The 22,566-nt window shown below is 74.4% G+C and carries 22 protein-coding genes; 17 read left to right on the top strand and 5 right to left on the bottom strand.

Annotation, left to right across the window (positions count from 1 at the left end):
• Nucleotides 1-111 precede the first annotated feature (111 nt).
• The 4 genes from ACI783_RS18745 to ACI783_RS18730 all read right to left on the bottom strand — a co-directional run bounded on the left by ACI783_RS18745 (nt 112) and on the right by ACI783_RS18730 (nt 4,530).
• Entirely contained in the window at nt 112-1,557 is a 1,446-nt protein-coding gene (locus ACI783_RS18745) for an MFS transporter (RefSeq protein ID WP_457141850.1), read from the bottom strand.
• Between the two features lie 246 nt (nt 1,558-1,803).
• Entirely contained in the window at nt 1,804-2,679 is an 876-nt protein-coding gene (locus ACI783_RS18740; RefSeq protein WP_457141849.1) for a formate/nitrite transporter family protein, read from the bottom strand.
• A 58-nt stretch (nt 2,680-2,737) separates the two neighbouring features.
• A complete protein-coding gene (cynS, locus tag ACI783_RS18735) occupies nt 2,738-3,187 on the bottom strand; it encodes a cyanase (RefSeq protein ID WP_457141848.1) in 450 nt (149 codons plus the stop codon).
• 200 nt (nt 3,188-3,387) lie between these two features.
• A complete protein-coding gene (locus ACI783_RS18730) occupies nt 3,388-4,530 on the bottom strand; it encodes a uroporphyrinogen-III synthase (protein ID WP_457141847.1) in 1,143 nt (380 codons plus the stop codon).
• Between the two features lie 103 nt (nt 4,531-4,633).
• On the opposite strand from ACI783_RS18730, the gene ACI783_RS18725 reads away from it, so the two are divergent.
• From ACI783_RS18725 to ACI783_RS18690, 8 genes are all read left to right on the top strand, one after another.
• Complete coding sequence (locus tag ACI783_RS18725) at nt 4,634-5,143, top strand: PH domain-containing protein (RefSeq protein WP_457141846.1); 510 nt, start codon at nt 4,634-4,636, stop codon at nt 5,141-5,143.
• Nucleotides 5,144-5,423: 280 nt separating this feature from the next.
• Nucleotides 5,424-6,062, top strand: a complete 639-nt coding sequence (infC, locus tag ACI783_RS18720) for a translation initiation factor IF-3 (protein ID WP_457084670.1) — start codon at nt 5,424-5,426, stop codon at nt 6,060-6,062.
• Between the two features lie 85 nt (nt 6,063-6,147).
• On the top strand, nt 6,148-6,342 hold the full coding sequence (rpmI, locus tag ACI783_RS18715) for a 50S ribosomal protein L35 (RefSeq protein ID WP_457084671.1): 195 nt from the start codon (nt 6,148-6,150) through the stop codon (nt 6,340-6,342).
• Nucleotides 6,343-6,378: 36 nt separating this feature from the next.
• Nucleotides 6,379-6,771, top strand: coding sequence for a 50S ribosomal protein L20 (rplT, locus tag ACI783_RS18710; protein ID WP_457141845.1), 393 nt, complete (start codon nt 6,379-6,381; stop codon nt 6,769-6,771).
• Between the two features lie 237 nt (nt 6,772-7,008).
• Nucleotides 7,009-7,815: a TrmH family RNA methyltransferase gene (locus tag ACI783_RS18705; RefSeq protein ID WP_457141844.1), complete on the top strand. Its 807-nt coding sequence runs from the start codon at nt 7,009-7,011 to the stop codon at nt 7,813-7,815.
• 49 nt (nt 7,816-7,864) lie between these two features.
• The gene (gene pheS / locus ACI783_RS18700; RefSeq protein WP_457084674.1) at nt 7,865-8,932 is read left to right on the top strand and encodes a phenylalanine--tRNA ligase subunit alpha; all 1,068 of its coding nucleotides are present in this window, start codon (nt 7,865-7,867) and stop codon (nt 8,930-8,932) included.
• Nucleotides 8,929-11,391, top strand: a complete 2,463-nt coding sequence (pheT, locus tag ACI783_RS18695; protein ID WP_457141843.1) for a phenylalanine--tRNA ligase subunit beta — start codon at nt 8,929-8,931, stop codon at nt 11,389-11,391. The genes pheS and pheT overlap by 4 nt, the downstream gene beginning before the upstream one ends.
• A complete protein-coding gene (locus ACI783_RS18690; RefSeq protein ID WP_457141842.1) occupies nt 11,384-12,199 on the top strand; it encodes an SDR family oxidoreductase in 816 nt (271 codons plus the stop codon). The genes pheT and ACI783_RS18690 overlap by 8 nt, the downstream gene beginning before the upstream one ends.
• A 157-nt stretch (nt 12,200-12,356) precedes the next feature.
• Here ACI783_RS18690 and ACI783_RS18685 read toward each other — a convergent pair whose 3' ends face one another.
• Nucleotides 12,357-12,689, bottom strand: coding sequence for an STAS domain-containing protein (locus tag ACI783_RS18685; protein ID WP_457141841.1), 333 nt, complete (start codon nt 12,687-12,689; stop codon nt 12,357-12,359).
• 159 nt (nt 12,690-12,848) lie between these two features.
• On the opposite strand from ACI783_RS18685, the gene argC reads away from it, so the two are divergent.
• Genes argC through tyrS form a run of 9 tightly spaced genes read left to right on the top strand, consistent with a single transcriptional unit; the run spans nt 12,849 to nt 22,226 of the window.
• Nucleotides 12,849-13,889 (top strand): N-acetyl-gamma-glutamyl-phosphate reductase, encoded by a 1,041-nt coding sequence (gene argC, locus ACI783_RS18680; RefSeq protein WP_457141840.1) that lies wholly within the window; start codon nt 12,849-12,851, stop codon nt 13,887-13,889.
• Nucleotides 13,886-15,064: a bifunctional glutamate N-acetyltransferase/amino-acid acetyltransferase ArgJ gene (argJ, locus tag ACI783_RS18675; RefSeq protein ID WP_457141839.1), complete on the top strand. Its 1,179-nt coding sequence runs from the start codon at nt 13,886-13,888 to the stop codon at nt 15,062-15,064. The genes argC and argJ overlap by 4 nt, the downstream gene beginning before the upstream one ends.
• A complete protein-coding gene (gene argB, locus ACI783_RS18670; RefSeq protein ID WP_457084681.1) occupies nt 15,061-16,140 on the top strand; it encodes an acetylglutamate kinase in 1,080 nt (359 codons plus the stop codon). Before argJ ends, argB begins: the two co-directional genes overlap by 4 nt.
• Entirely contained in the window at nt 16,137-17,327 is a 1,191-nt protein-coding gene (locus tag ACI783_RS18665; protein ID WP_457141838.1) for an acetylornithine transaminase, read from the top strand. Before argB ends, ACI783_RS18665 begins: the two co-directional genes overlap by 4 nt.
• Entirely contained in the window at nt 17,324-18,271 is a 948-nt protein-coding gene (argF, locus tag ACI783_RS18660; RefSeq protein ID WP_457141837.1) for an ornithine carbamoyltransferase, read from the top strand. The genes ACI783_RS18665 and argF overlap by 4 nt, the downstream gene beginning before the upstream one ends.
• A gap of 7 nt (nt 18,272-18,278) precedes the next feature.
• Nucleotides 18,279-18,827 (top strand): arginine repressor, encoded by a 549-nt coding sequence (locus ACI783_RS18655; RefSeq protein ID WP_457141836.1) that lies wholly within the window; start codon nt 18,279-18,281, stop codon nt 18,825-18,827.
• Nucleotides 18,824-20,272, top strand: coding sequence for an argininosuccinate lyase (gene argH, locus ACI783_RS18650; protein WP_457141835.1), 1,449 nt, complete (start codon nt 18,824-18,826; stop codon nt 20,270-20,272). The genes ACI783_RS18655 and argH overlap by 4 nt, the downstream gene beginning before the upstream one ends.
• A complete protein-coding gene (locus ACI783_RS18645) occupies nt 20,236-20,934 on the top strand; it encodes a DNA-3-methyladenine glycosylase (protein WP_457141851.1) in 699 nt (232 codons plus the stop codon). Before argH ends, ACI783_RS18645 begins: the two co-directional genes overlap by 37 nt.
• Complete coding sequence (tyrS, locus tag ACI783_RS18640) at nt 20,931-22,226, top strand: tyrosine--tRNA ligase (protein ID WP_457141834.1); 1,296 nt, start codon at nt 20,931-20,933, stop codon at nt 22,224-22,226. Before ACI783_RS18645 ends, tyrS begins: the two co-directional genes overlap by 4 nt.
• Nucleotides 22,227-22,566 lie beyond the last annotated feature (340 nt).

Genomic DNA, 22,566 nt, shown 5'->3' with positions numbered 1-22,566 from the left:
GGGGTTTTTTTTTTGGTTGGGGGGGGGGGGCGCCGCGGGGGGGGGGGGGCCGCCCCCCCCCGGGGGGGGGGGGGGGGGGGGGGGGCCCCCCCCCCCCCCCCCCGCGACGGCTCAGACCCCGGCCTGCTGCATCAGCGTGCCGCGCCGCAGGTAGACGAACCAGGTCACCGCGACGCAGACGACGTAGAAGGCGCAGAAGGCCCCCAACGCGGTCTCGACGCCGCCGGTGGCGCTGTAGGACTCGGAGATGATCCGCGGGATGAAGACCGCCCCCAGCGCGCCGACCGCGGAGATGATGCCCACCGCGGCTGCGGTGTCCCGCCGGGCGCGGTACATCGTCTGCGCCGCGGTCTCGCCCGTGCTGCTGGCGGCGGCCTCGGCCCGGTAGATGATCGGGATCATCCGGTAGGTCGAGCCGTTGGTCAGGCCGACGATGCCGAACAGCACCAGGAAGCTGAGCAGGAACCCGGTGAAGCTGCCGGCGTTCACGAACGCGATGGCCACGCCGATGGCCAGGGCCTGACCGACGAAGGTCACCACGGTGATCCGCGCCCCGCCCACGCGGTCGGCCAGCAGCCCGCCCAGCGGCCGGGTGAGCGAGCCGACCAGCGGGCCGAGGAAGGCGTACTGGTATGTGTTCGCCGAGAACTCGTTGGCCAGCACCAGCGGGAAGGCGCCGGAGAAGCCGATGAACGAGCCGAAGGCACCGATGTAGAGCAAGGACATGAGCCAGGTCTGCTTCCGGCGGGCGATCGCCGCCTGCGCCCCGATGTTGGCCCGTGCACCCGAGAGGTTGTGCATGCCGAACCAGGCGCCGGCCATCGCGAGCAGGATGAACGGCACCCAGATCAGCGCCACGTTCTGCACGTAGCGCTCGGCGCCGTCGTCGGTGGTGCCGGTGGCCCCGCCGACGACGGCGAGCGCCCCCGCGCCCGCCGCGATCGGGCCCACCAGCTGGATGATCGCCACCCCGATGTTGCCGCCGGCGGCGTTCAGCCCGAGCGCGAACCCCTTCTCCTTGTCCGGGTAGAAGAAGGAGATGTTCGCCATCGACGAGGCGAAGTTGCCACCCCCGAACCCGCAGGTGATCGCGGTGAGCACCCAGAACCAGTAGGGCTGGTCGGTGGTCGCGGCGACGACCAGCAGGGTGACCGGCACCAGCAGCAGGGCGGCGCTGACCACGGTCCAGTTCCGCCCGCCGAACAGCGCCGGCATGAACGTGTAGGGCACCCGCATGATCGCCCCGACCAGGCCGGCGGTGGCGACCAGCCAGAACAGCTGGTTGCTGGTGAACCCGTAGCCGATCGAGGCGAGCACGGCGGTGGAGACGCTGAACAGCTGCCACACGCTGAAGCCGATGTTCTCGGCGAACACCGACCAGACCAGGTTGCGGCGGGCGACGGGCCTGCCCTGCGGGGAACCCCAGAAGGCCGGGTTCTCGGGGTCGTAGTGGTCGATCCACCTGCCGCCGACCCGGGTCACCGGGCCGCTGCCGGCCGGGGGTGCGGGAGCGGCCGCGGCGGCGACGCCGGCGCGGTCGAGCTGGGTGTCGGTCATGGCGTCATCCCCTGGGTGCAGAGCCGGACGGCGGCTGGTCCGCTGACCGGCGAGGTCGGCACCGACGCTAGGAACCGGCCGTTTCCGTCCAGGCGCGGCGGCGTGACCGGTGCGGAACATGCGCCGCACGCCGACCGTCCGGTCGTGGTGAGACCGGGCCCGGGCCGGGCCGGCCCGGGACGGCGACGGCGGCCTCCCCCTGGCGCGGGGGGAGGCCGCCGTCCGGCGGGCGGTGGGGGGCGCTGGTCAGCGCATCCCGGCGGGGGTGGTGTCGGCCGGCACGGCCACCTCCGGGGGGAGGTCGCTGCTCAGCAGCGGCTTGCGGCTGGCGCCGGTGCGGGCGTGCGTGGCGTAGAGGGTGAGCCCGACGAAGGCGAGCCCGCCGACGAGGTTGCCGATGACGGTCGGGATCTCGTTCCAGACCAGGTAGTCACCGACCGAGAAGTCCCCGCCCAGCAGCAGACCGGAGGGGAACAGGAACATGTTGACGATCGAGTGCTCGAACCCCATGTAGAAGAAGAGCATGACCGGCATCCACATCCCGATGACCTTGCCGGAGACCGAGGTCGACATCATCGCCGCGACCACGCCGGTGGAGACCATCCAGTTGCACAGCACGCCGCGGAGGAACAGCGTCAGCATCCCGGCCGCGCCGTACTCGGCGTAGCCGACCGTGCGGCCCTCGCCGATCGTGCCGATCGCCTGGCCCACCTCGTTCGGCGGGATCGAGAAGCCGTAGGTGAAGATCACCGCCATCATCACCGCGACGGTGAACGCGCCGGCGAAGTTGCCGGTGAAGACCAGCCCCCAGTTGCGCAGCATGCCGCGCACGGTCACCCCCGGCCGCTTGTCGAACAGCGCGAGCGGCACGAGTGTGAAGACGCCGGTGAGCAGGTCGAAGCCGAGCAGGTAGAGCAGGCAGAACCCGACGGGGAACAGCAGCGCGCCGATCAGCGGGTTGCCGGTCTGCACGGAGACGGTGACGGCGAACGCGGCGGCCAGGGCGAGGATCGCACCGGCCATGAACGCGCGGATCAGGGTGTCGCGGGTGGACATGAAGACCTTCGCCTCGCCGGCGTCGATCATCTTGGTGACGAAGTCCTTGGGTGCCACGTAGGACATGCGGGTGCTCCTCGGCTGAGCAGGTGCAGGAAGAGGGGTGGCGCTCAGTGCGCCGGGGTCACCAGCGGTAGTCCAGGAACTTGCCGTCGAGGGTGATGACCACCCGGTCGCCGTCGGGGTCGGGCCGGCGGGCGATGTCGACGCGGAAGTTGATCGCGCTCATGATCCCGTCGCCGAACTCCTCGTGGATCAGCTCCTTCAACGCCGGGCCGTAGACCGACAGCGCCTCGGTGAGCCGGTAGATCGTGGGATCGGCCAGCGTGGCCGGGTCGGTGCCGCGGGACGGCTGCAGCTGCAGGCTCTCCACCACCGTCTCGTCCAGCCCCAGCAGCTTGGCGGCCAGCTCGGCCTGCTGCTGGCTCATCGGGTGCTGCCCCAGCAGCGCCGCGGTGGTCCACACCACCGGGGCGCCGATCTCCTCGGCGAGCTGGGCCCAGGTCAGGCCGCGGCGGATCCGTGCGGCCACCACCAGGTCGGCGGCGTCGGACTTGGACAGGATCGGGGTCATCGCGCTCCTCGCAGAACCGGTGGCGGTGCCACCGCGGACGGGATGCGCTGACGCTAGGAACCGGGCGTTTCCGCCGCGGCGCGCGGCGATGACCGCCGCGGAACAGTCACCTCACATCGACCGGGCGCCTGTCGTGAGCTCGGCCCCCTTCCGGGGCCCGCCCCGAGCCTGCGAGGGTGGGGAGAAGGGGGGGGCCTTACTCAGACCGCGAGGCGGTAGCCCCGCTTGACCACGGTCTCCACGACCGGGGCCCCGAGCGCCGCCCGCAGCCGGGTCACCGCCATCTCGACCGCGTGCGCGTCGCCACCGCCGGAGAGCTCGGCCAGCAGGTCGGGGCGGGAGACGACGACCCCGGGCCGGCGGGCCAGCGCCCGGAGCACCGCCATCGGGCCCGGGGGGAGCTCGACCAGCCGGCCGTCGAGCACCGCGGCGTGCCCCCGCACCTGGAGGGTGTGCGCTCCGGAGGTGAGCACCGGGTGCCGGGCCGGGAGCTGGGCGACCACCTCGCGGGCCAGCGCGCCGAGCCGGGCCCGGGTGGGCTGCACCGAGCGGATCCCGGCGGCGTCCAGCGGCCCGGCGGTGACCGGCCCGACCGCGACCGGCAGCACGGCGTCGGCGAAGGCGGCGAGCACCCCGGCCCGCACGCCCTCGTCGGCCGCCACCTGCAGCAGGCTCGCTGCGGCCGGCGCGCTGGTGAAGGTGACGGCGTCGACCCCGCGGGCGGCGATGGCGGTGACCAGCCGGCGCAGCGGCGCGGTGTCCTCGGGCAGCACCCACCGGTAGACCGGCACGCGCACCACCTCGGCGCCGGCCCGCTCCAGGCCGGCGACCAGCTCCGGCAGCGGGTCGCCGTGCAGCTGGACGGCGATCCGGCGTCCCGGCAGTGGGCCCTCGGCGCCCGAGAGCAGGTGCTCGAGCACCTCGGCGGAGCTCTCCGACTCCGGTGACCAGGCGTCGACCAGCCCGGCGCCGCGGATGGCGCCGCGGGCCTTCGGGCCGCGGGCGAGCACCCGGGCGCCCAGCAGGTGCTCGCGCAGCGGCAGGTCCCAGGCGTCGGCGGCCTCGAGCCACCCCCGGAAACCGACTCCGGTGGTCGCCACCACCAGGTCCACCGGTCGGGCCAGCACCTCTTCCGTGGCCGAGACCAGGTCCGCGTCGTCGGACAGCGGCACGATCCGGATCGCCGGTGCGTAGACCACCCGGGCACCGCGGCGGTCCAGCAGGGCGCCGAGCTCCTCACTTCTCCGGGCCGCGGTCACCGCGACCGTGTAGCCGGCCAGCGGCAACAGCTCCTCGACCACGGCGTCGTCCTGCGGGCGGTGGTCGAGCGGGCTCTCGGTCACACCCCCATGGTGCGCGTTCAGATGTTCCAACCGTGTGACACGGAACCCCACCGGTACCGAACGGGAGCGGCGCGATGCCCGCCCGGCGGTGCAGGATGGAGCCGTGCCCGACACCCCTGGACCCGACGTGGCCGCGCCCGCCCCGGTCACCGCCGTCCCGCGCCGGCTGCGCCTGGTCACCGCGGTGGCCGCGGCCGGGCTCGTCGGGGTGATGGTGGTGGTCGCCGTCCTGCTCAAGGAGTCCTCGACCGGCGTCGTCGCCTTCCAGACCGCCGACCAGCTGGCCATGGTCGGGTTGGGGCTCGCGCTCGGCGCGGGGGTGCTGGTGCTGGGCCGGTCCCGGGTGCACGCGGACGCCGAGGGGATCCGGGTGCGCAACATGCTCATCGAGCACCAGCTGCCGTGGCACGCGGTGCGGGCCGTCCGGTTCGACGAGCACTCGCCCTGGGCCAGCCTGATGCTGACCAACGGCGACGAGCTGGGTGTGACCGCGGTGCAGGCCACCGACGGCGCCCGCGCGGTGGCCGCCGTCCGGGGGCTGCGGGCGCTGCTGGCCGCCCACCAGGAGCAGCACGCCACGCCGGCTCCGGACCTGCTCTACCCCTGGGAATGACGCGCCCGGGGACAACGCTGTAAGGTGAGTGCGCCTCCCCCCGCTACACCGAGGCGCGTGAACCACGGTGGCCGAGATCCAGCATCCCGGCCACTGACCAAAGAGGAGCCCGCTCCCACCTGGCGCCGTCACAGGCACCCAGGTCCCCGGATCACGCAGGCCGGCTCTGCCGTCCCGCGTGAACCGCACGGACACCCCTGCCCCGGGATGTCCCGTGTGGCGACCGGCGAGTGGGCCCCGTGAGCAGCAGCTCGCGGGGCCTTTGTCGTCCGGCGCCCGGGTGGGCCAGCGAACTCCTCCCCGCAGCAGCAGAGGAGAGGCCATCACCGAGCCCCGCATCAACGACCGTATCCGCGTCCCCGAGGTCCGCCTGGTCGGGCCCGAGGGCGAGCAGGTCGGCATCGTGCCGATCGGCGAGGCGCTGCGTCTGGCGCAGGACAGCGAGCTCGACCTGGTCGAGGTCGCCCCCATGGCCCGGCCGCCCGTCGTCAAGCTCATGGACTACGGCAAGTTCAAGTACGAGACCGCGCAGAAGGCCCGCGAGGCCCGGCGCAACCAGGCGCTCACCGTCATCAAGGAGATGCGGCTGCGCCTGAAGATCGACCCGCACGACTACGAGACCAAGAAGGGCCACGTCGAGCGCTTCCTCAAGGGCGGCGACAAGGTCAAGATCACCGTGATGTTCCGCGGTCGCGAGCAGTCCCGCCCGGAGATGGGCTACAAGCTGCTGCAGCGACTGGCCGGCGACGTCGCCGACCTCGGGGTGGTGGAGTCCAACCCCAAGCAGGACGGCCGGAACATGGTCATGGTGATCGCACCGCACCGGAACCAGGCGGCGACGGACACGGCGCGGCGCACCGCGAAGGCGGAGAAGCAGGCGGCCAACGACGCGACCGCGGAGCAGGCGCCCCCGGCCTGACGCCGGCCGGGCACCACACCGACGCACTCGCGCCGGGCAGCAGCTGCTGCCCGGCGCCGGGCAGACACGAACAGGACGTCTAGAGATGCCGAAGAACAAGACCCACAAGGGCGCCGCCAAGCGGATCCGCGTCACGGGCACCGGGAAGCTGGTGGCCGAGCACCAGAACAACCAGCACAAGTTCGAGCACAAGTCGAGCTCCCGGAAGCGCCGCATCAGCGGCACCGGTGTGCTGTCCCCGGCCGACACCAGCCGGATGAAGAAGCTGCTCGGTCGCTGACCGCCCCCTCCGTAACCAGAAGACAGGAGCTCTCACGTGGCACGCGTGAAGCGGGCGGTCAACGCCCAGAAGAAGCGTCGTACGACCCTCGAGGCGGCCAGCGGGTACCGCGGCCAGCGCTCGCGGCTCTACCGCAAGGCCAAGGAGCAGATCCTCCACTCGGCCACCTACAACTACCGCGACCGCAAGGTCCGCAAGGGTGACTTCCGCAAGCTGTGGATCACCCGGATCAACGCCGCGGCACGCCAGAACGACATGACCTACAACCGGTTCATGCAGGGCCTCAAGCTCGCCGGCATCGACCTGGACCGCCGCGTCCTGGCCGAGCTCGCCGTCTCCGAGCCCGCCGCCTTCGCCACGCTGGTGGAGTCCGCCCGGGCCGCGCTCGCCGCGAACCCCGAGGCGACCGGCGCCGCTGCGGCTGCCTGAGCCGCAGCACCGCACTGCACGACGCCGCCGTGGGGGGGGGGGGGCGGCGGCCCCCCGCCGCCGCCCCCCGCCGTTACCCCCCCCCCCCCCCCCCCCCCCCCCCCCCCCCCCCCCCCCCCCCCCCCCCCCCCCCCCCCCCCCCCCCCCCCCCCCCCCCCCCCCCCCCCCCCCCCCCCCCCCCCCCCCCCCCCCCCGCCGGCGTCGTCGTCTGTCCGCCCCACCCCTGGAGAGCACCCCGTGACCGATCTGCTGACCGAGCGCTCCGCGCGGGTCGCGGCTGCCCGCAAGCTCACCCGCCGCAGCGGACGGGACGACGCCGGTGCGTTCCTGGCCGAGGGGCGGCAGGCGGTCGGCGAGGCGCTCGCCGAGGCCGCGGGCGACCCGGACGCCGTCCGGGAGGTGTTCGCCACCGAGGCCGCCGCCGCTGCGCACCGGGACCTGCTCGCCGCCACCCGGGTGCCGGTCCGGCTGGTCAGCGACAAGGCCGCGGCGTCGCTGTCGGAGACCGTCACCCCGCAGGGGCTCGTCGCGGTCTGCCGGCTGCGCGACGTCCCCGTCGAGTCGCTGGTCAGCGACCCGCCGCGGCTGGCAGTGGCGCTGGCCGAGCTCAACGACCCGGGCAACGCCGGGACCGTGCTGCGCACCGCGGATGCCTGCGGCGCCGGCACCGTCGTCTTCGGGGTCGGGTCCACCGACCCGTACCACGGCAAGGTGGTGCGCAGCAGCGCCGGCAGCCTCTTCCACGTCGACGTCGTGCGCAGCGCGCCGCTGGACCGGCTGGTCCCCGACGTGCAGACCGCCGGGGTCACCGTGCTCGCCGCCGACGGCGGGGGAGAGGTGCCCCTGGACGCCGCCGACGGCGAGGGCCTGCTCGCCGGCCCGGTGCTGTGGCTGTTCGGCAACGAGGCCCGCGGACTGGACCCGGAGCTGGGCGCACTGGCCGACGCCCGGGTGCGGGTGCCGATGCGCGGCCGGGCGGAGAGCCTCAACCTCTCCGTCGCCGCCTCGATCTGCCTCTACACCACCCAGCTCGCCCAGGGCTGAGCGGAACCCGGGCGCGGAGGGCGGCCCGGGCCGGGCAGAATGGCGTCCCGTGTCTGGCGCCAACGACCCCTACGACCCCAAGCAGGTCGCCGCGCTGAGCGCGGAGGCCCTCGACGCCGCCGTGCAGGCGGCCGCCGAGGCGTTCGCCGGAGCCGGTGACCTGGCGGCGCTGGCCGCCGTCCGGCCGGCCCACCTGGGCGACCGCGCACCGGTGCTGCTGGCCCGCCGTGAGCTCGGCGCGCTGCCCCCGGCTGCCCGGGCCGACGCGGGCAAGCGGGTGAACGCCGCGCGCACCGCGGTGACCGCCGCCTACGAGGAGCGCCTGGCGGTGCTGGAGGCCGAGCGGGACGAGCGGGTGCTCGCCGAGGAGCGGGTCGACGTCACGCTGCCCTGGGACCGCGCCCCCCGGGGCGCCCGGCACCCGCTGACCACGCTCACCGAGCGGATCGCCGACGTCTTCGTCGGCATGGGCTACGAGGTGGCCGAGGGGCCCGAGCTCGAGGCGGAGTGGCTGAACTTCGACGCGCTCAACACCGGGCCCGACCACCCCGCCCGGTCGCTGGCCGACACCTTCTTCGTCGCCCCGGAGGACTCCGGCCTGGTGCTGCGCACCCACACCAGCCCGGTGCAGGCCCGCACCATGCTCGAGCGCACGCCGCCGATCTACGTCGTCGCCCCCGGGCGGGTCTACCGCACCGACGAGCTGGACGCGACGCACACCCCGGTCTTCCACCAGGTCGAGGGCCTGGCCGTCGACCGCGGGCTGACCATGGCGCACCTGCGCGGCACGCTGGACCACCTGGCCCGGGTGCTCTTCGGGCCGGACGCGCAGACCCGCTGGCGGCCGCACTTCTTCCCGTTCACCGAGCCCTCGGCGGAGTTCGACGTCTGGTTCCCCGAGCACCGCGACGGCCCGCGCTGGGTCGAGTGGGGTGGCTGCGGGATGGTCAACCCGCGGGTGCTGCGCGCCTGCGGCATCGACCCCGACGAGTACACCGGCTTCGCCTTCGGCATGGGCATCGAGCGGGCCCTGCAGTTCCGCTCCGGCGTCGGCGACATGCACGACATCGTCGAGGGCGACGTCCGGTTCACGAGTGCGTTCGGAGTGCAGGCATGAGGGTCCCCGTCAGCTGGCTGACCGAGCACGTCGACATCCCGGCCGGAACGACGGTCGAGGAGCTCGACGAGGCGTTCGTGCGGCTCGGCTTCGAGGTGGAGGACGTCCACCGTCCACCGGTGACCACCGGGCCGCTGGTGGTCGGCCGGGTGCTGGAGATCGAGGAGCTCACCGGCTTCAAGAAGCCGATCCGGTACTGCCAGGTCGACGTCGGCGAGGAGGCTCCCCGGGGCATCGTCTGCGGCGCCCGCAACTTCGCCGTCGGCGACCTGGTGGTCGCGGCCCTGCCCGGTGCAGTGCTGCCCGGCGACTTCGCCATCGCCGCCCGGAAGACCTACGACCACGTCTCCGACGGGATGATCTGCTCGGTCCGCGAGCTGGGCATCGGCGAGGACCACGCCGGCATCCTGGTGCTCGGGCGTGACGGCATCGAACCGGGCACCCCCGCGCACGGCGTGCTCGGCCTGGACGACGTGGTCTTCGACCTGGAGGTCACCCCGGACCGGGGCTACGCGATGAGCCTGCGCGGCATCGCCCGCGACCTCGCCGCGGCCCTCGGCGTCGAGTGGCGCGACCCGGCCGCGCTCACCCCGCCCGCCTGGTCCGGCGACCCGGCCTGGCAGGTCACCGTCGCCGACGCCGACCGCTGCGACCGGTTCTCCATGCTGGCGCTGGAGGGCCTGGACCCGGCGGCGCCGAGCCCCTGGGCGCTGCGCCGCCGGTTGGCCCAGTGCGGGATCCGCAGCATCTCGCTGGCCGTCGACGTCACCAACTACGTGATGCTCGAGCTGGGCCAGCCGATGCACGCCTTCGACCGGGCCACCGTTTCCGGCCCGGTCACCGTGCGCCGGGCCCGGGCGGGGGAGCGGCTCACCACCTTGGACGGCGTGGACCGGGCGCTCACCGACGACGACCTGCTCATCGCCGACGACTCCGGCCCGATCGGGCTGGCCGGGGTGATGGGCGGCGCCTCCACCGAGATCGGGGCGGGCACCACCGCCGTGCTGCTGGAGGCCGCGCACTGGGAGCAGACCGGGATCTCCCGCGGGGTGCGCCGGCACAAGCTGCCCAGCGAGGCGGCCAAGCGGTTCGAGCGGGGCACCGACCCCGACGTCACCGTGGTCGCGCTCGCCCGCGCCGCCGGCCTGCTCGCCCAGCACGGCGGCGCCACCGTCGTCGGTGCGCCGGTCGACCTCGACACCCGGGCCCCGCGGCCGGTGATCGCGCTGGACGCCGGCCTGCCCGGCCGGATCGCCGGGGTGGACTACCCGCCGTCGCAGGTGGTCGAGGTGCTGCAGGCCATCGGCGCGACGGTCGACGGCGACGGCCAGAACCTGCAGGTGACCCCGCCGTCCTGGCGCGGTGACCTCACCGATCCGGCCGACCTGGTCGAGGAGGTGGTGCGGAGCGTGGGTTTCGACGAGATCCCCTCCGTGCTGCCCACCGCCCCGCCCGGGCGCGGCCTGACCGAGCGGCAGCGCCGCCGGCGCAGCATCGGCCGGGCGCTGGCCGACGCCGGCTACGTGGAGGCGCCGGCCTACCCGTTCATCGGGTCGACGCAGCTGGACGCGCTCGGCCTGCCGGACGACGACGAGCGGCGCACGCTCATCACGCTCCGCAACCCGCTGTCGGAGGGGGCGCCCGCGCTGCGCACCACGCTGCTGCCGGGCCTGCTGGCCACGCTGGCCCGGAACCTGGGCCGCGGCCAGCGCGACCTGTCGGTCTTCGAGCACGGTGCCGTCTTCCCCGGCGGGCTCACCGGCGCCGCGCCGGTGCCCGGCGTCGACGCCCGTCCGGACGACGCGACCCTGGCCGCGCTGCTGGGTGCGGTACCGGCGCAGCCCTGGCACGTCGGGGTGGCGCTGACCGGGCAGCGCGAGCCGCGCGGCTGGTGGGGCCCGGGCCGCCCGGCGGAGTGGGCCGACGCGGTGCAGGCCGCCCGCACCGTCGCCGAGGCCGCCGGGGTCGAGCTCACCGTGCGCGCGGGGGAGCGGGCGCCCTGGCACCCCGGCCGCTGTGCGGAGCTGCTGGTCGAGGGCCGGGTCGTCGGGTACGCCGGCGAGCTGCACCCGCGCGTCTGCGCGGCGCTGGAGCTGCCGGCCCGCACGTCGGTGATGGAGATCGACGTCGACGCCTTCCCGGCCGCCGCGGTCCCGGTCGGCCCGCACGTCTCCACCTTCCCGCCGGTGCACATGGACGCGGCGCTGGTCGTTCCCGAGCAACACCCGGAGGCCGACGTCCGCCGGGCGCTGTCCGAGGGCGCCGGTGACCTGCTGGAGGAGCTGCGCCTGTTCGACGTCTACGCGGGCTCGCAGGTGCCGGAGGGCCACCGGTCGCTGGCCTACGCGTTCACCTTCCGCGCGCCGGACCGGACGCTGACCGGCGAGGAGGCCAAGGTGGCCTTCGACCGGGCCGTGTCGCTGGCCGGCGAGGCGGTCGGGGCGGTGCTCCGTGGCTGAGGCACCGGACCTGGCCGGCACCGTCGCCCTGGTCACCGGGGCGTCGGCGGGCATCGGCCGGCACCTGGCGCAGGGGCTGGCCGCCCGGGGCGCCGCGGTGGCCGGGATGGCGCGGTCGGCCGACCGGCTGCGGACGGCGATGGACGAGGTGGCCGAGGCCACCGGCGCCCGGACCCTGGCCGTCCCGGCCGACGTCACCGACCGCGCGGCGGTGGAGGCCGCCGTCGGCCGGGTCACCGCCGAGCTGGGCCCGGTCGACCTGCTGGTCAACAACGCCGGGCTGATGGACACCGCGGAGGTGCCCGTCTGGCAGGCCGACCCCGACGACTGGTGGCGCGTGGTGGAGAGCCACGTGCGCGGGCCGCTGCTGCTGGTGCACGCCGTGGTGCCGGGGATGGTCGACCGCGGCCGGGGCCGGGTGATCGACCTGGGCAGCGGGTTGAGCACCCGCGGCCGGGACCTCTACAGCGCCTACTCGGTCGGCAAGACCGGGCTGATGCGGCTGACCGAGGTGCTGCACGCCGGCCTGGCCGGTACTGGGGTGCACGCCTTCGACCTCTCGCCCGGCGTGGTCGAGACGGCGATGTCGACGTCGATGTCGATCCACGAGGGCCGCACCGAGTGGACCGACCCGCAGACCGTCGTCGACCTGGTGGCCGCGATCGCCGCCGGCGAGCTGGACCAGTGGTCGGGCCGTTTCGTCCGGGCCGGCGCCGACGACCTGGACACCCTGCGCTCGGTGCAGCCCGAGGGCGACGCCCGGATGCTGCGGCTGCGCCGGTACGGGGACGACGACCCCACCGGCTGAGGCCGGCCTGCTCGGCGGCCGCCCCGGCCCGACCGGCGCCGGTCGGCTCAGCCGGCGGTCTCCGCCTCGACGACCCACACGGTGTTGCCGTCGGGGTCGCGCACGCTGAAGAGCAGCGGCGCGCCGGGAACGGGGGTCGGCGCCGCCCCGGACGGTCTCACCCGACCTGGACGAACAACGGAGCGGCCCCGGTGGCCTCGACGAGCCGGCGCACGCCGGCGGAGGGGTGGCGCAGCTCGGGCAGCAGCCCGGCCCCGCGGGCCGCCGCGGTCTCCCGCACGAGCATCCGCAGCCCCCGGCAGTCCAGGAAGGTCGCCCGGGAGGCGTCGACCGCCTGCGCCGGCCGGGAGCCGGGCGCGGCCCCGGCGTCCCAGGCCTCGACGACCAGCGAGTCGACCTCGCCGTGCAGCCGGAGGACCGGGACCCCACCTTCCTCGACCAGGTCGATCCCACCGGCCGGCGTCCACTGCGGGTCGTGCGTCTGGGTCATCGTTCCCGTCCTCCCCTGACCGGCCGCGATCGCCGGGTGCGGGGCACTGTGCACCCGGGGTCCGACAGAACGCGTCGATGAGCTCCGGTGTGGCCTGGATCTCCCGTCACGGCACCACCCGCTTACACGTTCATGCATGAGTGTGTATGGTCATGCATTGTGAGCGATGGGCAGACGTTGACGGTCGGGGTCACCGGCGCCACCGGGTACGCCGGAGGTGAGGTGTGCCGGCTCCTGGCCGGGCACCCGCAGCTCCGGCTGACCGGGGTGCACGCCAACTCGAGCGCCGGCCGGCGCCTGGGGGAGCTCCAGCCACACCTCCTCCCGTACGCCGACCTGGTGGTGCAGCCCAGCGACGCCACCACCCTCGCCGGGTACGACGTCGTCGTCCTGGCGCTGCCGCACGGGGAGTCCGCGGCGATCGCCGCCCAGCTCCCTGATGACGTGCTCGTCATCGACTGCGGCGCCGACCACCGGCTCAACGACCCGGCCGCCTGGGCCCGGTGGTACGGCGGCGAGCACTCCGGCTCGTGGCCGTACGGGCTGCCCGAGCTGCCCGGCCAGCGGGAGCAGCTGGTCGGGGCCCGCCGGATCGCCGTCCCCGGCTGCTACCCGACCTCGGTCACCCTGGCGATGGCCCCGGCGCTCGTGGCCGGCCTGGTGGAGCCCGACGTCGTGGTCGTCGCCGCCTCCGGTACCTCCGGCGCCGGCAAGTCCGCCAAGCCGCACCTGCTGGGCAGCGAGGTGATGGGCTCGGCCAGCGCGTACGGCGTCGGCGGCGTCCACCGGCACACCCCGGAGATGGTCCAGAACCTGTCCCAGGCAGCCGGTGGGACCGTCGGCGTGAGCTTCACCCCGACCCTCGTGCCGATGAGCCGCGGCATCCTGGCCACCTGCTCGGCGCCGCTGGCCCCGGGGGTCGACGCGGACGCCGCCCGCGCGGCCTACACGAAGGCCTACGCCGACGAGCCGTTCGTGCAGCTGCTGCCCGAGGGGCAGTGGCCGACCACCGCCGCCGTCCTCGGCGCCAACACCGTGCAGCTGCAGCTCGCCGTCGACCCCGATGCCGGCCGGCTGGTCGTGGTCGCCGCCGTCGACAACCTCACCAAGGGCACCGCCGGCGCCGCGCTCCAGTGCGCCAACCTCGCCCTCGGCCTCCCCGAGACCACCGGTCTCCCGCTCGTCGGAGTCGCACCGTGACCGTCACCGCCCCTCAGGGCTTCCGGGCCTCCGGCGTCGCCGCCGGGCTCAAGACGTCGGGCAACCCGGACGTCGCCGTCGTGGTCAACGACGGCCCGGACGACGCCGCGGCGGCCGTCTTCACCACCAACCGCTTCCCGGCCGCCCCGGTGCAGTGGAGCCGCCAGGTGCTGGCCACCGGCCGGCTCAAGGCCGTCGTGCTCAACTCCGGCGGGGCCAACGCGTGCACCGGCCCGGAGGGCTTCGGTGACACCCACGCGACCGCGGAGCACCTGGCCGCCGAGCTCGGCCGGGCCGGTCTGCAGGTGGGCGCGATCGACGTCGCGGTCGCCTCCACCGGCCTCATCGGCGTCCGGCTGCCGATGGAGAAGCTGCTGCCCGGCGTCAGCGACGCGGTCGCGACGCTGTCCGCCGACGGCGGCACCGCCGCCGCGCAGGCGATCATGACCACCGACACGGTGCCCAAGACGACCGTCCAGGAGGGCCGCAGCGAGGGTGGCACCTGGACCGTCGGCGGGATGGCCAAGGGCGCGGGCATGCTCGCCCCGTCGCTGGCCACCATGCTCGTCGTCCTCACCACCGACGCCCTCGTCCCGTCCGACGTGCTGCAGCGGGCGCTCGCGGCGGCCACCAGCGTGAGCGTGGAGCGGGTCGACTCCGACGGCTGCCTGTCCACCAACGACACGGTGATCGCGATGGCCAACGGCGCCAGCGGCGTGACGCCGTCCGAGGAGGAGCTCACCGCGGCGCTCACCGCCGCGGCCACCGACCTCGCGATGCAGCTGCTCGCCGATGCGGAGGGATCCACCAAGGACATCGCGATCACCGTCCGCAACGCCGCGACGGTGCGGGACGCGCTGACCGCCGGCCGTGCCTGCGCGCGCAACAACCTGCTCAAGACCGCCCTGTTCGGCAACGACCCCAACTGGGGTCGGGTGCTGGCGGCGATCGGCACCACCGACGCCGCCTTCGAGGCCGATGCCGTCGACGTCACCATCAATGGCGTCACCGTGTGCCGGGGTGGCTCGATCGGCGACCCGCGCGAGGGCGTCGACCTCACCGGACGCCAGATCACCATCGACGTCGACCTGAGGGCCGGCACCGAGCAGGCCACGATCTGGACCAACGACCTGTCCATCGCCTACGTGCACGAGAACTCGGCCTACTCCACATGAGCGACGCCCTGAGCCCCGCGCAGGACCCCACCCCGCCCGACCTCGCCCCCGACCAGGTCTCCCCGGCCGGGGTGGCCGGTCCGCAGGACCCCACGCCACCCGACGTGCGCCCCGACGAGCTGTCGGCCGCCGGTCGCCGCGCCATCGGCACCCGCCGGGTGATGCGCACCCACGATCCCGAGGGCGACGCCCGCAAGGTCGCCGTCCTCACCGGTGCGCTGCCCTGGCTGCAGGAGTTCCACGGCAAGGTCGTGGTGATCAAGTACGGCGGCCACGCGATGGTCGACGAGGACTGCCGGCGGGCCTTCGCCGAGGACATGGTCTTCCTGCGGACCTGCGGGATCCTCCCGGTCGTCGTCCACGGCGGTGGGCCGCAGATCAGCGCCATGCTCAACCGGCTGGGCATCGCCAGCGAGTTCCGCGGTGGCCTGCGGGTGACCACGCCGGAGACGATCGACGTCGTCCGGATGGTGCTCACCGGCCAGGTCGGGCCCGAGGTGGTCGGGCTGATCAACTCCCACGGCCCGCTCGCCGTCGGCCTGTCCGGCGAGGACGGCGGCCTGTTCACCGCCGCCCGCACCCACGCGATCGTCGACGGCGAGCCGGTCGACGTCGGACTGGTCGGTGACGTCGTCGCGGTCGAGCCCGCGCCGGTCACCGCCCTGCTGGAGGCCGGGCACATCCCGGTCGTCGCCACCGTCGCCCCCGACGCCGACGGCCAGGTGCACAACGTCAACGCCGACACCGCCGCCGCGGCGCTCGCCGTCGCGCTCGGTGCGGTGAAGCTCGTCGTCCTCACCGACGTCGAGGGCCTCTACGCCAACTGGCCCGACCGCGACTCCCTGGTCGAGCAGATCGACGCCACCGAGCTGGCCGAGATCCTGCCGACCCTGGACGCCGGGATGATCCCGAAGATGGCCGCCTGCCTGCGGGCGGTCGAGGGCGGGGTGAAGCGGGCGACCGTCGTCGACGGCCGGCTGCCGCACGCCTTGCTGCTGGAGATGTTCACCACCGAGGGCACCGGGACGATGGTCGTCCCCGCCGAACCGACACCGGAGGGAGTGGCAGCACCGTGACGCACACCGAGGAGCTGTCGGCCCGCTGGTCGACGGTGATGATGGGCAACTACAAGACCCCGCCGGTCGCGCTCGCCCGAGGCGCCGGCGCCACCGTGTGGGACGTCGACGGCCGCGAGTACACCGACCTGCTCGGCGGCATCGCGACGACGATCCTGGGTCACGCGCACCCCGCCGTCGTGCACGCGATCACCGCGCAGGCGCAGCTGCTCGGGCACGTCTCCAACCTGGCCATGCACGAACCCGGCGTCCTGCTGGCCGAACGGCTGCTGGAGCTGGCCGGTCGGCCCGGGCGGGTGTTCTTCTGCAACTCCGGCGCCGAGGCCAACGAGGCCGCTCTGAAGATCAGCCGGCTGACCGGCCGGTCCGAGGTGGTCACCGCACTGGGCTCCTTCCACGGCCGGACCATGGGCGCGCTGGCGCTCACCGGCCAGCCGGGCAAGTCCGCGGCCTTCGCGCCGCTGCCCGGGGGCGTCCGGCACGTGCCCTACGGCGACGTCGAGGCGCTGCGGACGGTGGTCGGCGACCGGACGGCGATGGTGCTGCTCGAGCCGGTGCTGGGGGAGGGCGGCGTGCTGCCCGCCCCGGCCGGCTACCTGCCCGCCGCCGCCGCCGCGGCGACCGAGGCGGGGGCGCTCTTCGCCGTCGACGAGGTGCAGACCGGTACCGGGCGGACCGGTCACTGGTTCGCCTCCCAGGCCGACGGCCTGCAGCCCGACGTCATCACGCTGGCCAAGGCACTGGGCGGCGGGCTCCCGCTGGGGGCGGTGCTGGCCTTCGGCGGCGCCGCCGACCTGATGACCGCCGGGTCGCACGGTTCGACGTTCGGTGGCAACCCGATCGCGGCCGCCGCCGCGCTGGCCGTGCTGGACACCATCCGCGACGAGGGGCTGCTCGAGCGCGCCAAGGAGATCGAGCACCGGATGACCAGCGCGGTCGAGGCGCTCGGCCACCCGGGCATCGTCGGGCTGCGGGGCCGCGGCGCACTGCTCGGCATCGTGCTCACCGCCCCGGTCGCCGCCGCGGTGGAGGCCCAGCTGCGGGCCGCGGGCTTCCTCACCAACGCCGTCGCAGCCGACACCGTCCGGCTCGCTCCGCCGCTGGTGGTCACCGACGCCCAGCTCGACGCCTTCGTGGACGCGTTCCCGGCAGCGCTGGACGTCGCACTCCAGGACGCCGACCAGTGACCCGGCACTTCACCAAGGACGACGACCTCACCCCGGCCGAGCAGGCCGAGGTGCTGGCGCTCGCCGCACAGCTCAAGGCCGGCCGGCACACCGCGGAGGCGCCCACGCCGCTGCGCGCGCCCAACGGCGCGCCGCGGACGGTCGCGGTGCTGTTCGACAAGCCGTCCACCCGGACGCGGCTGAGCTTCTCGGTGGGGATCGCCGAGTTGGGCGGTTTCCCGCTGGTCATCGACTCGGGCACCAGCCAGCTGGGCCGCGGCGAACCGGTGGAGGACACCACCCGGGTGCTGGACCGGCAGGTCGCGGCGATCGTGTGGCGGACCTTCGGCCAGGACCGGCTGGAGACGATGGCCGCCACCAGCCGGGTGCCGGTGGTCAACGCCCTCACCGACGAGTACCACCCCTGCCAGATCCTGGCCGACCTGCAGACCGTCGCCGAGCGCAAGGGCCGGCTGGCCGGCCTGACCTTCAGCTACCTGGGCGACGGCGCCAACAACATGGCGCACTCCTACCTGCTCGGCGGCGCGCTGGCCGGCATGCACGTGCGGATCGGCTCGCCGGAGGGCTTCCAGCCCGACCCGGCCGTGATGAAGCGCGCCGCGGACATCGCGGCGGAGACCGGTGGCTCGGTGCAGTGGACCACCGATCCGGCAGCCGCAGCCGACGCCGCCGACGTGCTCGTCACCGACACCTGGGTGTCGATGGGGCAGGAGGACGAGAACGCCGCCCGGATCGCGCCCTTCGAGCCCTACGCAGTCGACGAGGCATCGCTGGGCCGCGCCGCCGACGACGCCGTCGTCCTGCACTGCCTGCCGGCCTACCGCGGCAAGGAGATCGCCGCGGAGGTCATCGACGGCCCGCAGAGCGCGGTCTGGGACGAGGCGGAGAACCGGCTGCACGCCCAGAAGGCCCTGTTGCTCTGGCTGCTGGAGCGCAACGGGTGAGGCCCCGATGACCAGCGCGCTGAACCGGTCGGCGCGGCACGCCCGCATCGCCGAGCTGATCAACGCCGGCCCGGTCACCTCGCAGACCCACCTGGCCAAGCTGCTGGCCGAGTCCGGCGTCGAGGTCACCCAGGCCACGCTGTCGCGGGACCTGGAGGAGCTCGGCGCGGTGAAGCTCCGCGGCTCCGACGGCGCCCCGGCGTCCTACGTGCTGCCGCCGGAGAACGCGCCCCTGCGGCCGGCCCAGGCCGCGCCCGCCCGCCTCAGCCGGCTGCTGGCCGACCTGCTCACCAGCGCGGAGGGCAGCGCCAACCTGGCAGTCCTGCGCACCCCGCCGGGCGCCGCCCAGTTCCTCGCCTCCGGCCTGGACAAGGTGGGCCTGCCCGACGTGCTGGGCACCATCGCCGGCGACGACACGCTGCTGGTCGTCTCCCGCCGGCCCGACGGCGGGGCGGCCCTGGCCGAGCAGCTGCGGGCGCTGGCCGGGGGCACCCCCGCCGCGCACCCGGACCCGGCGTCCGACAGCATCGACGACGTGGAAGAGAGCGTGCAGTGACCGACCCGGCAGCGACCGCGGCGAACCAGACCCGGCTGTGGGGCGGCCGCTTCGGCGGCGGCCCGTCGGACGCGTTGGTCGCCTTGTCCAGGTCCACCCACTTCGACTGGCAGCTGGCCCCCTTCGACCTGGCCGGGTCCCGGGCGCACGCCCGCGTGCTGCACCGGGCCGGGCTGCTGACCGACGACGAGCTGACCCGCATGATCGGCGCGCTCACCGAGCTGTCGGCCGAGGTGGCCGACGGCACGTTCACCGCCATCGAGGCCGACGAGGACGTGCACGAGGCCCTCGAACGCGGGCTCACCGAGAAGCTCGGCGCGCTCGGCGGCAAGCTGCGGGCCGGCCGCAGCCGCAACGACCAGATCGCCACCGACCTGCGGCTGTACCTGCGCCACCACGTCCGGACGCTGGTCGCCGAGCTGTCCTCCCTGGAGTACGCACTCGTGGGGCTGGCCGACCGCTACCGCGAGGTCCCGGCGCCGGGCATGACCCACCTGCAGCACGCCCAGCCGGTGCTCTTCGCCCACCAGTTGCTGGCCCACGCGCACGCCTTCACCCGCGACGTCGACCGCCTGCGCGACTGGGACCGGCGCACCGCGGTGAGCCCCTACGGCTCCGGCGCGCTGGCCGGCTCGTCCCTGCCGCTGGACCCCGACGCCGTGGCCGCCGAGCTCGGTTTCGACCGCGCGTCGGACAACTCCATCGACGGGGTCAGCGACCGCGACTTCGCCGCGGAGTTCGCCTTTGCCGCGGCGCTGATCGGCGTGCACCTGTCCCGGCTGGGGGAGGAGGTGGTGCTCTGGACGTCGACCGAGTTCGGCTGGGCCCGCCTCGACGACGCCTGGGCCACCGGGTCGTCGATCATGCCGCAGAAGAAGAACCCCGACATCGCCGAGCTGGCCCGCGGGAAGTCCGGGCGGTTCGTGGGCAACCTGACCGGCCTGCTGACCATGCTCAAGGGCCTGCCGCTGGCCTACGACCGGGACCTGCAGGAGGACAAGGAGCCGGTCTTCGACTCCATGGAGCAGCTGCTCCTGCTGCTGCCCGCGGTGACCGGCATGATCGCCACCCTCACACTGCGGCCCGAGGTGCTCGAGGCGGCCGCGCCGCAGGGGTTCGCGCTGGCCACCGACGTCGCCGAGTGGTTGGTGCGTCAGGGCGTGCCGTTCCGGTCCGCGCACGAGATCAGCGGGGCGATGGTCGCCTTCTGCGAGGAGGCCGGCCTGGAGCTCGACCAGCTGGACGACGACCAGCTCGCCGGCATCGACGAGCGGCTCACCCCAGAGGTGCGCTCGGTGCTCTCCGTCCCGGGCGCACTCGCCGCCCGCAAGGCGCGTGGAGGCACCGCGCCGGAGCGGGTGGCCGAGCAGCTGGCCTCACTGGCCGAGCAGGCCCGCCAGCACGCCGACTGGGCCACGGCCTCCCCGGTTGCGGCGGCGCTCTGACCGGGTCGCCGTCCGCCGCCCGGCCCGGGCCGCTCCTCACCGCCGAGGAGCTGCTCGGGCCGGTCGACGACGTCGCGCGTGCTCTGCTCGGCTGCTGGGTGGTCACCGACCGCCCCGAGGGGCAGGTGGCGCTCCGGCTGACCGAGGTCGAGGCCTACTCCGGGCAGGGGGAGGACCCGGCCTCGCACGCACACCGGGGGCCCACCCCGCGGGCGGAGATCATGTTCGGCCCCCCGGGTCGGCTGTACGTCTACTTCAGCTACGGCGTGCACTGGTGCGCCAACGTCGTGGTCGGCCCGGAGGGGCGCGGCTCCGCGGTGCTCATGCGCGCGGGGGAGGTGGTGGCGGGGGAGTCCCTGGCCCGGGAACGCCGCCCGGCCGCCAAGGTCGCGCGCGACCTGGCCCGGGGGCCGGCACGGCTGACCCAGGCCCTGGCCATCGGCCCCGATGACCGGGGTGCCCACCTGCTCGACCCGGCGTCCGCCGTGCGCCTGCACCACGGGAGCGCGCCGACGGCCGTCTCCACCGGGCCGCGGGTCGGGATCAGCGTGGCGACCGAGCTGCCCTGGCGGTTCTGGGAGACCGACGCCCCGTCGGTGAGCGTGTTCCGGGCGGGTGGGAAGCCGCGGCGGGGAAGCACCAGGCAGGATGGACGACCGTGACCTCCGCGCCTTCCGTGATCGACGAGCTGCACCGCCGTGGGCTGATCGCCCAGAGCACCGACGAGGATGCCCTGCGCGCCCACCTCGCGGAGGGGCCGGTCACCTACTACTGCGGCTTCGACCCGACGGCCGCGAGCCTGCACGTCGGCCACCTGCTCCAGTTCATGGTGCTGCGCGCGCTGCAACGGGCCGGACACCAGCCGGTGGTGCTCGTGGGTGGGGCCACCGGCCTGATCGGTGACCCGCGCATGACCGCCGAGCGCCAGCTGAACGACCGGGCGACGGTGGCCGGCTGGGTGGACCGGATCCGCGCCCAGGTGGCCCCCTTCCTGGAGCAGCCGGTGCAGGAGGACCCGTCGCGGCGGGCGCCGGTCTACGTGGACAACCTCGAGTGGACCGGGCAGCTGTCGGCCCTGGACTTCCTGCGGGACATCGGCAAGCACTTCCGGGTCGGCCGGATGCTGGCCAAGGAGGCGGTGTCGGCCCGGCTCAACAGCGAGGCCGGGATCAGCTTCACCGAGTTCAGCTACCAGCTGCTGCAGGCCAACGACTACCTCGAGCTGTTCCGCCGCCACGACGTGACGCTGCAGAGCGGCGGCTCCGACCAGTGGGGGAACCTGACCGCCGGGGTCGACCTGCTGCGCCGGGTCGAGGGGGTGACCGGGCACGCGCTGACCACCCCGCTGGTCACCAAGTCCGACGGCCAGAAGTTCGGCAAGAGCGAGGGGGGCGCCGTGTGGCTCGACCCCACCTTGACGTCGCCCTACGCCTTCTTCCAGTTCTGGTTGAACGCCGACGACGTCGATGCCCGGGCCTGGCTCCCGCTCTTCTCCGAGCGTCCTGCCGAGGAGGTCGCCGCCCTGATCGCCGAGTCGGAGGAGCGGCCGGCGTCCCGCGCGCCGCAGCGCGCCCTGGCCGAGGAGCTCACGCGACTGGTGCACGGGCCGCGGGAACTGGCCCAGGCGGAGGCCGCCGGCCGGGCACTGTTCGGACGCGCGGAGCTGACCGACCTGGACCCGCAGACCCTGGCCGCCGCGCTCACCGAGGCCGGCTCGGTCGAGGTCGACGACCCCGCCGTTCCGGTCGCCACCCTGCTGCAGCAGGCGGGCCTGGCAACGTCGCTGTCCGATGCGCGCCGCACCGTCAAGGAGGGCGGGGCGTACGTCAACAACGTCCGCGTCGGCGATGCCGACGCGGTGCCGGCCGCCGGCGACTGGCTCCCGGGCGGCTGGCTGGTGCTCCGCAAGGGCAAGCGCTCCATCGCCGGTGTGCACTGCCCCGGGGCCGCCTGACCGGGTCCGAGCGGGAAGCCGTCGGAGGCGTGTGAACGCCAGGTGACGGCGACGTTCCGATCAGGTGGCGCGGGTCACCACCCCACCGGTTTGACACCCGCCGCGAGGGCCGCGTAAGTTTCTCTCTGCGCCGGGAACGAGCCGCGAGGCCGGGAACGAGCGCCGAGAGCAAGACACCAAGCCGAAGACGACGGCCGAGAGGCCAGGTTCTTCGCGCGTCCGCTCCTTGAGAACTCAACAGCGTGCCGAAAGTCAGTGCCATATAGTTAAACCCCCATTCGGCCTGGTCGTTCTGCGATCGGGTTGGGGATTCCTTTGGTTGATTGACATCGAGAGTGCT

The sequence above is a fragment of the Modestobacter sp. SYSU DS0511 genome (genome assembly GCF_054050755.1).
The sequence above is the reverse complement of the archived record's forward strand: the minus strand, read 5'-3'. Positions and strand labels throughout refer to the sequence as shown.

Bases quoted from the DNA above. Each gene is read 5' to 3' on its own strand.
- ACI783_RS18745 (WP_457141850.1), bottom strand. From the start codon at position 1,557: ATGACCGACACCCAGCTCGACCGCGCCGGCGTCGCCGCCGCGGCCGCT.
- ACI783_RS18740 (WP_457141849.1), bottom strand. From the start codon at position 2,679: ATGTCCTACGTGGCACCCAAGGACTTCGTCACCAAGATGATCGACGCC.
- cynS (WP_457141848.1), bottom strand. From the start codon at position 3,187: ATGACCCCGATCCTGTCCAAGTCCGACGCCGCCGACCTGGTGGTGGCC.
- rpmI (WP_457084671.1), top strand. From the start codon at position 6,148: ATGCCGAAGAACAAGACCCACAAGGGCGCCGCCAAGCGGATCCGCGTC.
- pheT (WP_457141843.1), top strand. From the start codon at position 8,929: ATGAGGGTCCCCGTCAGCTGGCTGACCGAGCACGTCGACATCCCGGCC.
- ACI783_RS18685 (WP_457141841.1), bottom strand. From the start codon at position 12,689: ATGACCCAGACGCACGACCCGCAGTGGACGCCGGCCGGTGGGATCGAC.
- argB (WP_457084681.1), top strand. From the start codon at position 15,061: ATGAGCGACGCCCTGAGCCCCGCGCAGGACCCCACCCCGCCCGACCTC.
- ACI783_RS18655 (WP_457141836.1), top strand. From the start codon at position 18,279: ATGACCAGCGCGCTGAACCGGTCGGCGCGGCACGCCCGCATCGCCGAG.